Raw genomic sequence first — 12,901 nt, forward strand, 5'->3', positions numbered from 1 at the left:
GACCTGAAGCGGACGTTGGCGCTTGGATGAAGCCCGCGCCATCGGCAGGCCGCGGGAGGGCCCGCCGATGGCGCGGCGGGCTGCGCCCTTTGCTCCGCGCCTTGGGTGACTGCTTCAGGCCCAAAAACCGCCCCTGACCGTCGCAAGCGCGTTCAGACGGCCTTCGTGCCCGCTGCCTTGGCCAGTTCGCGTTCCAGATGCTTTTGCCCTTCGGCGCGCGGAGAACTAAACCGCGCCAGCAGCAGATAGGCCACTGGCGTCAGAAACAGCGTGGCCAGCGTGGCCAGCCCCAGCCCGCCCACCACGACCCAGCCAAGGGCCTCGCGGGCCTCGGCGCCCGGGCCAGTGGACAACACCAGCGGCACGCCCCCCAGCACAGTGGATGTCATGGTCATCATCACGGGCCGCAGCCGGATGGTGGAGGCGCGCAAAATCGCGTCATGCACATGCGCCCCTTCGTCGCGCAACTGATTGGCGAATTCGACAATCAGAATCCCGTTCTTGGCCATGATGCCTACCAGCAATACCAGCCCGATCTGCGAGTATATATTCAGGCTGACGCCGGTAAACAGCAACGCAAAAGCAGCACAAGCCAGCCCCAGCGGCACCGTGACCATGACCACGACGGCTGAGATGAAACTTTCAAACTGCGCGGCCAGAACCAGAAACACCACCAGTATTGCAAAGCCGAAAACCAAGAGCAGCCCTGATGATGTTTCATCCAGTGTCGCGGCTTCGGACAGCGGCAAAAGCCGTTCATTTGGCGGCAGCACTTCAGCGGCAAGGCGTTCGGCTTCCGCCAGCGCCGCGCCCAGCGGAAAACCGGGGGCAAGGCTGGCTGTCACCTGCACGGCGCGTTGCTGGCTTTCGCGGGTCAGTTGCGGGGCCGTGGCGCGTTCCTGCAGGGAAATGAATGTCGAAATCGGCAGGATCTGGCCACTGTCGGACCGGACGAAACTTTGTTCCAGATCGCCGGGATCGCGGACAGGGGTGCGGGTGGACAGCATCTGAATGTCATAGCTGCGGTCGTCAATGAACACACTGCCCAAGGTGCTGCCGTCCAGCATGGCTTGCAACGCTTCGGCCAGACCGTCCAGATTGATGCCCAGATCGGATGCGCGTTCGCGGTCCACTTCAATGGACAACTGCGGTTGTGTGGTTTCAAAATCCAGCCGGACCTGACCAAAGCGCGGGTCTTCATTCATGCGGTCGACCAGCGCTTGGGCATTGTCGGCCAGATCGTCGTAATTGCTGCCAAGCACTGCGAAGCGCAGGCCTTGCCCCGCGCCGCGTATGCGCAGCGAATTGGGCTGGATTGCGAAGGCGCGCACCCCGATGATGTTGCGCAGGCCCGCATTGATTTGGGCTACGATCTGCTGCTGGCTGCGGTCGCGCTGGTCCCAGTCGGCCAGCGTCATGACCATGAAGGCGCGATTGTCCCCGCCGCCAAGGCCCACGATGGAAAACAGGTTCGTCACTTCGCCCGACTCGCGCAGCGGCGCAATGGTCGCTTCAATCTCGCGCACTTTGCTGTCGGTATACTCGATCGACACGCCCTGCGGGGCGGTGACACTGAGCAGGGCCGCGCCCCGGTCTTCGGGCGGGGTCAGTTCCTGCGGGATGGACTGCGCGGCAAACCACCCCGATGCGGCGAATACAAGCGCTGCGCATATCACCACCGCAGGCATGGCCAACGCGCGTTCCAACAAGTCCTGATAGCGCCGCGCCAGCCAGTCGCCAAAGCGGGCAACCGGGCCGGGCGCTGCGCGCGTGTCAGCTGATCGCAACAACCGGCTGGCCAGCACCGGGCACAGCGTCAGCGCAACAACCGATGACAGCAAAACCGCCATGGCCAGCGTGAAGCCGAATTCCCGAAACAACCCGCCCGCCTGTCCGGGCAGAAACGACAGCGGAATGAACACAGCCGCAAGGGTGGCGGTTGTTGTGACCACAGCAAAAAACACCTGACGGGTGCCCAGCACAGCGGCGGCGCGCGCGCCCATGCCCTGCGCGCGCCTGCGCACAATGTTTTCCAGAACCACAATCGCATCATCCACCACCATTCCGGTGGCCAGAACCAGTGCCAGCAGGGTCAGAATATTGATGGAAAACCCCACCAGATAGACAGCGGCCACTGTGCCCACCAACGCAATCGGCAGCGTGACCGCAGGTATCAATGTTGCACGCGCATCACGCAAGAACAGGTAAATCGTGGCCACCACAATCAGCAGCGCAATGGTTAATGTCTTGGCCACTTCGGTGATGGCACCGCCCACGAATGTGGCTTCATCCGAGGTGATGAAAATGCGCACGTCATCGGGCAGGATATCTTGCAATTCCTCGACTATGGCGGTGACATTGCGCGAAATATCCAGTGTATTGCTTTGGGCCTGCCGGATAATGCCCATGCCAATGCCGGTTTCGCCATTGGCCCGCAGGATGGTTTCCCCCGGCGCAGGGCCAAGCGTGACGGATGCAACCTGCCCCAGCCGCACGTCATTGCGCAAAACCAGCGCTTCAAACGCTTCGGGGGTTTGCACATTGGCGGTGGTGCGCACCTGAATGCTCTGGCGTTCATTCGACAATGAGCCCGCGGGCACGTCAAAGGACACATTGCGCAGGGCTGTGCGAATATCGGCCAGGTTCAGGCCCCGTGCGGCCAGTTCCAGCATGTCGATATCCACGCGGAAAATGGCATCACGCGCGCCGAACACCTGCAAATCCGCGACACCGGGGGCAGAAATCAGCCGGTCCTCGACCAGATCTTCGACCAGTCGCGTCAGGTCCTGAACCGAGCGTGTGCGCGATGTGACGCTGATGCGCATCACGGCATCTGAATCGGAATCCGCCTTGATGATACGCGGTTCGCCCACGCCATCGGGCAGGGCGTTTCTGATGCGCCCGATCGCGTCGCGGATATCGGTTGCGGCCACGTCAATATCGGTTGAATCACTGAATTCCGCCACAACCTGCGACCGTCCGAACCGCGAGGATGAGGAGATGTTCTGCACCCCCGCCACGCGCCCCACGCCGCCTTCAATACGGCTGGTGATTTCGCGGTCAATGGTTTCCGGCCCGGCCCCGTTGAACTGGGTTGTGACCGTCACCACGGGGCGGTCCACATTGGGCAATTCGCGCACTTCGACTGCGAACAGGCCCGCCAGACCGGCAATGACAATCAGCGCGCTGAACACAAAGGCCAGAATGGGCCGCCTGACAAACAACGCAATGCCCGATTGTGCGACCTTGCGCATTTCGGCGTCATCAGGGGGGGCGGGCATCTGACTTTCTGGCTGGATGCGGTCCATTCAATCACTCTTGCTAGATATCAGGGGGAGTCTCTGGCTGTTCGGCGTCTGGCAGCGGGGTATGCGCGATGTCTGAATCGGATGGTGTGGCCGGTGCCGCGCGCATTTCGGCAATGTCGACATCTGCGCCGGGGCGCAGGTTCTGCACCCCTTCCAGCACCACCTTGTCGCCCGCTGACAGGTCCGCGCGCACCAAAACAGCATCGTCGCGGCGCTGGATGATCTCAACTCCGGCGCGGCGCGCGCGGTTTTCATTGTCCAGTGCCCAGACAAACGCCCCGCGCCTGTCCCATTGAATGGCCAGCGGGTCGACAACAGGGTAGTCTTCCCCCGGCAGTGGCATCGTGATCCTGAAGGCCATGCCGGGGCGCAGGCGGTCGCCGTCATTGTCAATTTCCCCCTGAATGCGCAATGTCCGGTTTCCCTGATCGACGCGCGCATCAATGGCACGCACGCGGCCCGTCAAGACTTCGGTGGGGCGCGACAGGGGGCTTGCTTCAAGCGTGTCGCCCGCGCTGACCAGTCCGACGAAGCGTTCGGGCACGTCAAAATTGACCAGAAGCTGGCTGCGGTCATCAATTTGCACCAGTTCGGTATTGGGGGTTATCTGGTTGCCCGGTTCCAGCGCGATAAGGCCAATCCAGCCCGAAACAGGCGCAACAATCTGGCGGCGGCGCAATTCCAGCTGGGCATCGCGCAGGTCCAGTTCCGCGCGGTTCAGCGCCAGTTCCGCGTCATCAATCTGCACCTGCGTTGCCGACCCGCTGTCGCGCAATTGCGCGACGCGTGCAGCACGCGACCGGGTGTCGCGCAAGCCAAGTTCGGCGCGCGCAAGGGCCAGTTCCTGAACCTCGGAATTCAGTTGGGCGATACGGGTGCCCGCCTCGACCCAATCGCCTGATGACACGGTGACATCTTCAAGCGTGCCCGCCACTTCTGGTGTCACTGTGACGCTACGCAGGGCCTGTGCGGTGCCAATGGCCACCAGTCGTTCGCCTGCGGTCGCGGTCACCACCTCTTGCGCGATGACGCGGGTTGCGCCGCCGCCCTGAAAGCGTGGCCCGCCCCCCGCGTTGCTGCCATCTGCTGCGGAAATGGGTAAACCGACTGCGCGCATGGGGGCAAGCAGGCCCATGCGGTCCAACACCGGGTGCGACGCGGGCAGGAACACGGCCCACCCCGACAGGCCCGATCCCACCAGCAATAGACAGATCGCTGTCCCAGTGGCCCATTTTTTCACCGATACACCCCGCTTGTGCTGATGCTGCTTTATACAAACTAAGGTGATCGGTTGCCAAGGAAAGCGCGGCAGCGGCAAAACCCAGTTGGGATAAGCATGTCCTTTTGCCGGTGGCGCGCGGTGTTTCGCCTGCGTTGATGCAAATATCAGCAGCATTTCAAGCGCCCATAGGCCGGATTCGGGGTTGGGTGCACAAACGCGGTGGTGCTTGAATGTTCATTATCTTCCCATGCGAGAATTCTTGATCGTGCGGTTTCGCAAAATTTCGGCTGGACCGCTGGAAATGCACCGGGGATTTGTCAGAATAATACGCGGAATTGCGGTATAATTGGGCATATAGGGCCATATATGCGGTGTCATCCTGCCCAAAACTTATATATGAAACGCAAAATTTTCTTGATCCCGCTGACGTTGCGCGCTTCAACTTGGCAATAAGTCTCATTATTAGAGATTTAGGGAGAACGCGTGGCGTATCGCTGCGCGCTTGCAGGGAGAGAGACATGAAACACTATGTGGCCGGTCTTGCGGCGACATTGACCTTTGGTGTGGTCGGTGCGGCGCAGGCGCAAATGGTCGGGATTGCGACATCAAACCCCGGATCGATCTTTCACAATATTGGAACTGCGGTGGCGAATGCCGCCAACCAAGCGGGGTTGAACGCAACCATTCAGCCCGCGACCAGTCCAAACCAGTTTATTCCGCTTGTGGCCTCGGGGGGCATCGAATTCGGTGTGGCCAACTTGCAGGAAGTGAACTACGCGCTTGAGGGGCGCGAATGGTTCACAGGCAATGCCAACCCCGATTTGCGTGTTGCAACGCTGATCATGCCCTTGGTCGAGGCGATTTTCGTGCGCGCCGATTCTGATATTATGACACATGCGGATTTGCGCGGCCTGCCCATGGTGGACGGCTACACTGCGCAGCAGACCATCCTGCCGCAACTGGATGCGATTTACGCCACCGAAGGCATGACCCGCGCGGATATGGTTGCGGTGAATGTTCCGTCCGTTGTGGCCGGTGCCGATGCCTTCATCGCAGGCGAGGCTGCGGGATTCATCTTCGCGCATGGCGCGGGCAAGGTGCGCGAAGCGGACGCCGCCGTGGGGGGCTTGCGCGCCCTGACAGTGGAACCCACCGACGAAAACCTTGCCGTGGCGCGCGAACATTGGCCGGTTGCCTTCTTCCATTTCCTTGAAGCGGGGTCCATGCCCGGTGTTACCGAAGACGGCTGGTATTTCGCCTATCCGCAGCTGGTCTTCACCCATGCCAATGCGCCCGATGATGTGGTCTATGAGATGGTCAAGGCCATTGCCGAAGGTACCGACGCCCTGCGCGCGACATTCCCGCCATTCGGGGCGTTTGACCCGCAAGAACACATGGTGGGCGAAACCGGTGTCAGTGAATACCATCCCGGTGCAATCCGTTACTTCCGCGAAGCGGGCCTGTGGCAGGACTAAGGACAGCTTATGTCATACACCCATGATGGGAAGATCGCCTTGCGCGGTCTTTCCCCCGCCATCTGGCGACCCGCCGCGAATATTCTGGCCGCCAGCCTGACACTGGTTGCGGTGGGCTGGGCGCTGGGCGTGCCACGCATGCTGGGCATTGCCTATTATCCACAGCAATTGATGGCGGTCATTTTGGGGCTGGCGCTGCCCGTGGCCTATCTGGCGCTGCCCATGCGGCGGGGGTTTGCGCGCGACTACGTGCCATGGTGGGACGTGGCGGCAGCCATCGCGTCCATGGCGGTGGTGGCTTATATCGTGGTAAAATACCCTGATTTGGTCAATTTCATTTTCTTTCGCAGGCCGGAAATCTGGATTCCGGGGGTGGTCATGGTGGTGCTGCTGCTGGAAGCGCTGCGCCGTGCCACGGGCTGGGCGTTGGTCATCATCATCGCAACCTTTCTGGCCTATGCGCTGTTTGCCAATATGGTGCCGGGGCGTATGGCGGGCCGTCAGCAATCCATCGAGGTTCTGGGCGGCTACATGGCGTTGGACTCGAACGGCATTTTGGGCATTCCCATGGCAGTTGCGGCCACAGTCGTGGTGGCGTTCATCCTGTTCGGGCGTTTGCTGGAAACCACCGGCGGATCGCAGTTTTTCACCGATGCGGCGCTGTTGCTGATGGGCCGGTTTCGCGGCGGCGCGATGAAGATTGCAGTTCTGGCGTCGGGCCTGTTCGGGTCCATTTCCGGATCGGCCGTGGCCAATGTGGCGGGAACGGGTGTGATTACCATTCCCATGATCAAGCGCGACGGCTACCCCGCCCATAAGGCGGGCGCGATTGAAGCTGTCGCATCAACGGGCGGGCAGTTGATGCCGCCTGTGATGGGGGCGGCAGCGTTTCTGATGGCGGAATTTCTGGCCGTTCCCTATACCACCATCGTCATGGCGGCGCTGATACCGGCGCTTTTGTATTACGTTGCGCTGTTCATTCAGGCCGATCTGGAAGCGGCGAAACTGAACATCGCGCCGGTCCCCAAGTCCGAGATTCCCGCCCCGCGCGATGTGGCGTCAGGCGTGCATTTCGTCTTTGCCTTCGGTGTGTTGATCACCACGCTTTTTGTGTTCAACTGGTCACCGGAAAAAGCTGCGATGCTGGCCGCGCTGTCGGTGGTGGTGTCCGCGCTTGTGTTTGGCTACCGCAAAAAACGCCCCGCGCTTCGCACGATTTTCGCGTCATTGCACACAACGGGTGCGGCGGTGATCGAAATTATCCTGATATCGGCGGCGTCTGGTCTGGTTATCGGGGTGCTGAATGTCACAGGGCTTAGTTTCAACCTGACTTATGCGCTGGTCCAGATTGGCGCGGGCAACATGATTGCCCTTCTGGGCCTGTCGGCGCTGGTGTGCATTGTTCTGGGAATGGGCTTGCCCACCTTGGGGGTGTATGTGCTGTTGGCGGCGCTTGTTGCGCCCGCGCTTATTCAGGTGGGCGTGGAACCCATCGCGGCGCATTTGTATGTGCTGTATTTCGGCATGATGTCCATGATCACGCCCCCCATTGCGATGGCCGCGTTTGCGGCGGCCAGCATCGCGCGCGCCCCCGCGATGGCCACGGGCTTTGCGGCTATGCGCTTTGGCTGGTTGGCTTATGTCATTCCGGTGCTATTCGTGTTTTCGCCCAGCTTGCTGATGATTGGCGACCCGTTGAATATTGCGCTGGCGGTGGTCACGTCTGTTCTTGGGGTGTGGCTGATCTCGGCGGCGCTGGCGGGGTATCTGGCGGACCGCCTGTCCCTTGGCTTGCGCCTTGCATTTGCGGTGTTTGGCGGCATGGCGCTGGTTCCGGCGGGCATGTTTCCGGGTGCGATCCTAAGTGACATTGTGGGTGTCAGCGGGGGCATGGCCTTGATTGCGTGGAATTTCACCCGCGCGCAGCGCAATTTGATGAAGGAAGCATGATGTCCGGCCAAAGCAGCCTTGATAAGCTGATCGCCATTCTTGACCTGTTCACCGAGGATCATCTGGAATGGACCCCTGACGCGCTGATGAAGGCCACCGGCTACGCGCGCCCGACACTGTATCGCTACCTGAAAACGATGAAAGAGGCGGGCTTGCTGACATCGCTGCCGGGGGCTGGGCTGACATTGGGGCCGCGTGTGGTGGAAATGGATTACCTGATGCGCAAATCCGACCCATTGGTGCATCATGGCAGGCCCCATCTGGAAGCGCTGACTGCCACATGGCCCGCAACGGCGCTGTTGGTGCGGTGGTATGGGCGGCGGCTTTTGTGCATCGACAGCGAAGTGTCCACGCGCGACCCGCTGTCAAGCTATCCGCGCGGGCGCCCCATGCCGCTGGCGCGCGGGGCCATTTCGCGGTCAATCATGGCGTTTTTGCCGCGCAAGACGATGATGGCCATGATTGAAGAAAACCTGTCCGATCTGCACAGCATCGGGTTGGGGGCAACCCCGCCCGAGATTGCCGAAAGCCTGAAGCAAGTGCGCAAACAGGGCTATGCCATCGCCTATGGCGAGGTGACGCCGGGGGTTGTGGGCATTGCAGCGCCCGTGTTTGACGCGGCCAGCACGCCCATAGCCAGCCTGTGCATGACCATTGCGGGCAACCTGATTGCCAGCGACAAGCTGGACCAGATCAGCGACCGCATACGGCAAAGCGCAGATGAGATCAGCGAAAAACTGGGCCGGATACGGGCAACAGACACGGAAACGGCGGGTCAGGACACGCCCCTGCGCAAGACAGACGTAAAGGAACGGAAAGTCACATGAAAAAGATTGATGTGTTCAACCATATCTGGCCGAAGCCGTTCTTTGACGCGCTTATCGCGCATATGGGCAGCATGAGCGACATTACAAAACGCTCTGGGGATGTGCCCATGATGACGGATCTGGGGCGCCGGTTTCAGGTGATGGATGAATTCGGCCCGGACTACTGCCAGATATTGTCGCTTGCCTCGCCGCCTTTGGAAAAGGTGGCCGACCCTGAAAAGGCGCTGGAATTGTCGCGCATCGGGTCAGATGCCATGGCGGAACTATGCCAGAAACACCCCCAGCGCTTTCCGGGGTTCATGGGAACGGCGCCCATGACCCATCCCGACGGGCTGGTGGCAGAAAGCCGCCGCGCGATAGAGGATCTGGGCGCGGTGGCCATGCAGATTTACACCAATATCAACGGCACACCGCTGGACCTGGACGAATACGCCCCGTTCTTTGACTATATGCACAGCGTGAACAAGCCTGTCTTTCTGCACCCCGCGCGGGGGGCGAATTTCGCGGATTACCAGTCAGAAGAACAGTCGGAATATGAAATCTGGTGGACCTTCGGCTGGCCCTATGAAACCTCGGCGGCGATGGCGCGCATGGTGTTTTCGCGGTTCTTCGACAGGTGGCCGGGGCTGAAGGTTGTGACCCATCACGCGGGCGGCATGGTGCCTTTCTTCGAAGGGCGCGTGGGGCCGGGTTGGGACCAGATGGGCGCGCGCACATCTGACCGGGACCTTGGCGCGGTGCGCCGCGCGTTGAAACGCCCGCATCTGGCGTATTTCAAGGAATTCTATGCCGACACTGCCAGCTTTGGGTCCCGCAAGGCGATTGAACATGCGATGGATTTCTTTGGCGAAGGCCGTGTGCTGTTCGCGTCCGATGCGCCATTCGACCCCGAAGGCGGGCCATATTACATTCGTGAAACCATCCGCATCATCGACAGTCTGGATATCAGCGATGCACAGCGCCGCAAGATATATCAGGACAACGCTGTAAACCTGCTGCAACTTCAGCTTTGAGGGACACATGAACACTGCACAACACTATATCAACGGCCAATGGCTGGCGCAGGGGGCGTGCCGCGACAGCATCAACCCCGCCACTGGCGAGGTTCTGGGCCAGTATCATGTCGGCGATGCGCAACTGGCGCATAGTGCTGTCGCGCATGCGCGCGCGGCCTTCTTCGGCACAAACTGGCAGACATCCCCGCGCCAGCGCGCCGCTGTGCTGTTCCAGTTCGCAGACCGGCTGGAAGCAGCGATGGACGACCTGGTGGCCCTGATTGTCGCGGAAAACGGCAAGCTGCAAGCCGAAGCCCGCGGCGAGATGATGGGGTCAATCTCGGAAATCCGCTACTATGGTGGGTTGGCGCGCGCCATTCTGGGCCGCAGTTTTGAGGCAACACCGGGCAGCTTTTCCATCATGCACCGCGAAGCGGCGGGTGTCGCAGCCATCATTGTGCCGTGGAACGCGCCTGTTACGCTTCTGGTGCGGTCACTGGGGCCAGCGCTTGCGGCAGGGTGTACCTGTGTTATCAAACCCGCGCATCAGACCCCGCTGATTCATCAGCGTGTTATGGAATGCCTGGCCGATTGCCCCGATCTGCCTGCAGGGGTGGTAAATTCCGTCAATGAAGATGGCGCGCAGGTGGGGCAGGCGTTTGTTGCCGCCAGCGGGGTGGATGTGATCAGTTTCACCGGATCATCCGCGACCGGCCGCCAGATCATGGCGGGGGCGGCACCAACGCTGAAACGTGTCGGGCTGGAACTGGGCGGCAAGGCCCCCGCTGTTGTGTTCGCGGATGCCGATCTGGACCGCAGCGTGGCCGAGTTGACGCGCGCCGCTGTGATGATGGCGGGGCAAATCTGTGTCGCGGCCACGCGGTTCATTGTGCATGACAGCATTCTTGACGATTTCACCGCGCGCGCGGTCGCGGCCTTCGGGGCAGTGAAAACCGGCCCCGGTTCGGACCCCGCCAGCCAGATGGGCGCGTTGATCGACAAGGGGAACGAAACGCGGCTGTTGGGGGTGATCGAACAGGCCGCCGACGAAGGGGAAATGTTGCTGCGCGGCACCAACCCAGGCGGGGAACTGGCGCGGGGCGCGTTTGTCACGCCCACCCTGTTTCGCATCGACAACCTGCAATCGGCGCTGGTGCAGGAAGAATTATTCGGCCCCATCGTCTCGATCGAGCGTTTCAGCACAGAATCCGAGGCCGTGCATATGGCCAATGCCACCGTCTACGGGTTGGCCGCGTCCGTTCATACGCGTGATCTGGACCGCGCCATGCGCGTCAGTCGTGCAATTCGGGCGGGCACGGTGTGGTTGAATTGCCATTCGCGCCTGTTTGCCGAAGGGGAAACCGGCGGCTACGGGCAATCCGGCCAAGGGCGGCTTCATGGTGTCGAAGGGCTGAACGACTTTCTGGAAACCAAACATATCTATCTGGAACAAGGCACCCTGCCACAGGGTATGAACATATGACTGACCTGAACTTTGATGTTGTTATAAATGGCGGCGGGCCGGTGGGCATGGCGCTGGCGATTGATCTGGCACAGCGTGGACACCGCATTGCTGTGGTGGAACGCTACCCTGTGCCCCAACCCGTGCCCAAGGGCCAGAACCTGACCCAGCGCACGATGGAGCATTTCAACTTCTGGGGGTGTGAACAGGACCTGCGCGCCGCGCGGCTGGTCCCGAAGGACTACGGCATAGGCGGGCTGAACACCTATGGCGCGCTGCTATCGGGGTGGCATTACGACTTCTTGCAGCGTGAAATGGTGCGCCCCTATTATGACCGCGACAATGAACGCCTGCCCCAATACCGCACCGAGGGGGTGTTGCGCGCCCGCGCGGCGCAGATGGACGCGATTACGTTGTTTTACGGCTGGTCGGGCAAATCCCTGACACAGGATGGCACAGGCGCGCAACTGGTCATCCAGCATCATACAGGGGATGACGCCGACCAATGCCTGACCGGGCGTTTCGTGGTTGGCTGTGACGGCAGCCGCTCCATGGTGCGCGATGGCGCGGGCATTTCCGAAACCAGACGCGACCATGCCATGAAAATGGTGCTGCTGGTGTTCCGGTCCCGACAATTGCATGACCTGCTGTCGGTTTTCCCCGACAAGCAGTTCTACAATGTGCTGCACCCCGACCTGAAAGGATACTGGCAGTTCTTCGGCCGTGTCGATCTGGGGGAAAGCTGGTTTTTCCACGCCCCTGTGCCGCAGGAAACCACCGCCGACAATTATGATTTTCGCGCCCATCTGCACCGTGCTGTCGGCGCGGAATTCGAAGTGGAATTCGACTATATCGGGTTTTGGGATTTGCGCATTGCCATTGCGGACCAGTATTGTCAGGGCAATGTGTTCATTGCCGGGGACGCGGCGCACAGCCACCCGCCCTATGGCGGCTATGGCATTAATACCGGGTTCGAGGATGCGCGCAACCTGGCCTGGAAACTGCACGCGGCATTGCAGGGCTGGGCGGGTCCGGGCCTGCTGGACAGCTATGACAGCGAACGCAGACCTGTCTTTGCGTCCACTGCGCGCGATTTCATCGAAAATTTCATCGAAGATGACCGCGCCTTTCTGGAACGCTACAACCCTGAACATGATCTGGAAGAATTCCGCGCCGCATGGACCGCGCGCGCAACGGGTGCCCCGGAAGTCAATTCCTTTGAACCCAATTATCGGGGATCGGCCATTGTCACGGGCGGGCCTGCCGGGCACCCCAGCGCGAAGGGCAGCCATGTGTTCGATGCGCGCGCAGGCCATCATTTGCCGCCGCGCCCCCTGTCGGACGGACAAAGCGTGTTCGCGCGCCTTGGCCGCGATTTTACGCTGATTGCGCTTGATGTGCCGGATGCTGAAATTGACCGCCTGATGGCTGCCGCGCAACAGCTTGGCGTGCCATTGACGGTTGTGCGCGATACCTGGCAGGATGCACGCCGCGATTGGGCGCATCGCATGATCCTTGTGCGGCCGGACCATTTTGTGGCTTGGGCGGGGGATAATGGCGCGGACGCGGCCACTGCACTGGGGCGCGCGATCGGCGGCTAGGGCAGGGGGCGGCATGTGTGTCATATGACTGTTACATCATGGGGGTAAGGGGTATCGCACC

The 12,901-nt window shown here is 61.1% G+C and carries 8 protein-coding genes; 6 read left to right on the forward strand and 2 right to left on the reverse strand.

Annotated elements, in window-relative coordinates; all coding sequences use genetic code 11:
- Window positions 1-152: 152 nt before the first annotated feature.
- Together ACTZWY_RS18725 and ACTZWY_RS18730 are read right to left on the reverse strand one after the other, a co-directional pair.
- Entirely contained in the window at window positions 153-3,308 is a 3,156-nt protein-coding gene (locus ACTZWY_RS18725) for an efflux RND transporter permease subunit (protein WP_444792230.1), read from the reverse strand.
- Window positions 3,309-3,321: 13 nt separating this feature from the next.
- Window positions 3,322-4,548: an efflux RND transporter periplasmic adaptor subunit gene (locus tag ACTZWY_RS18730; RefSeq protein ID WP_444792231.1), complete on the reverse strand. Its 1,227-nt coding sequence runs from the start codon at window positions 4,546-4,548 to the stop codon at window positions 3,322-3,324.
- Between the two features lie 500 nt (window positions 4,549-5,048).
- Between ACTZWY_RS18730 and ACTZWY_RS18735 the strand changes: the two genes are divergently transcribed.
- Genes ACTZWY_RS18735 through ACTZWY_RS18760 form a run of 6 tightly spaced genes read left to right on the forward strand, consistent with a single transcriptional unit; the run spans window position 5,049 to window position 12,840 of the window.
- Complete coding sequence (locus tag ACTZWY_RS18735) at window positions 5,049-6,005, forward strand: TAXI family TRAP transporter solute-binding subunit (RefSeq protein ID WP_444792232.1); 957 nt, start codon at window positions 5,049-5,051, stop codon at window positions 6,003-6,005.
- A gap of 9 nt (window positions 6,006-6,014) precedes the next feature.
- The gene (locus ACTZWY_RS18740; protein WP_444792233.1) at window positions 6,015-7,955 is read left to right on the forward strand and encodes a TRAP transporter permease; all 1,941 of its coding nucleotides are present in this window, start codon (window positions 6,015-6,017) and stop codon (window positions 7,953-7,955) included.
- Window positions 7,955-8,782 (forward strand): IclR family transcriptional regulator, encoded by an 828-nt coding sequence (locus ACTZWY_RS18745; RefSeq protein ID WP_444792234.1) that lies wholly within the window; start codon window positions 7,955-7,957, stop codon window positions 8,780-8,782. Before ACTZWY_RS18740 ends, ACTZWY_RS18745 begins: the two co-directional genes overlap by 1 nt.
- Window positions 8,779-9,795 carry an amidohydrolase family protein gene (locus ACTZWY_RS18750; RefSeq protein ID WP_444792235.1) on the forward strand — a complete coding sequence of 339 codons (1,017 nt, stop codon included), beginning with the start codon at window positions 8,779-8,781 and terminating at the stop codon, window positions 9,793-9,795. The genes ACTZWY_RS18745 and ACTZWY_RS18750 overlap by 4 nt, the downstream gene beginning before the upstream one ends.
- A 7-nt stretch (window positions 9,796-9,802) precedes the next feature.
- Window positions 9,803-11,260 (forward strand): aldehyde dehydrogenase family protein, encoded by a 1,458-nt coding sequence (locus ACTZWY_RS18755; RefSeq protein ID WP_444792236.1) that lies wholly within the window; start codon window positions 9,803-9,805, stop codon window positions 11,258-11,260.
- Entirely contained in the window at window positions 11,257-12,840 is a 1,584-nt protein-coding gene (locus ACTZWY_RS18760; RefSeq protein WP_444792237.1) for an FAD-dependent monooxygenase, read from the forward strand. The genes ACTZWY_RS18755 and ACTZWY_RS18760 overlap by 4 nt, the downstream gene beginning before the upstream one ends.
- The last annotated feature ends 61 nt before the right edge of the window (window positions 12,841-12,901 follow it).

Origin of the sequence: Roseinatronobacter sp. NSM, assembly GCF_052379845.1 — a bacterium.
Lineage (GTDB): Bacteria > Pseudomonadota > Alphaproteobacteria > Rhodobacterales > Rhodobacteraceae > Roseinatronobacter.

What these genes read in the sequence shown, in the direction of transcription:
- ACTZWY_RS18725 (WP_444792230.1), bottom strand. Translation starts at nt 3,308, where the DNA reads ATGGACCGCATCCAGCCAGAAAGTCAGATGCCCGCCCCCCCTGATGAC.
- ACTZWY_RS18735 (WP_444792232.1), top strand. Translation starts at nt 5,049, where the DNA reads ATGAAACACTATGTGGCCGGTCTTGCGGCGACATTGACCTTTGGTGTG.
- ACTZWY_RS18740 (WP_444792233.1), top strand. Translation starts at nt 6,015, where the DNA reads ATGTCATACACCCATGATGGGAAGATCGCCTTGCGCGGTCTTTCCCCC.
- ACTZWY_RS18745 (WP_444792234.1), top strand. Translation starts at nt 7,955, where the DNA reads ATGTCCGGCCAAAGCAGCCTTGATAAGCTGATCGCCATTCTTGACCTG.
- ACTZWY_RS18750 (WP_444792235.1), top strand. Translation starts at nt 8,779, where the DNA reads ATGAAAAAGATTGATGTGTTCAACCATATCTGGCCGAAGCCGTTCTTT.
- ACTZWY_RS18755 (WP_444792236.1), top strand. Translation starts at nt 9,803, where the DNA reads ATGAACACTGCACAACACTATATCAACGGCCAATGGCTGGCGCAGGGG.
- ACTZWY_RS18760 (WP_444792237.1), top strand. Translation starts at nt 11,257, where the DNA reads ATGACTGACCTGAACTTTGATGTTGTTATAAATGGCGGCGGGCCGGTG.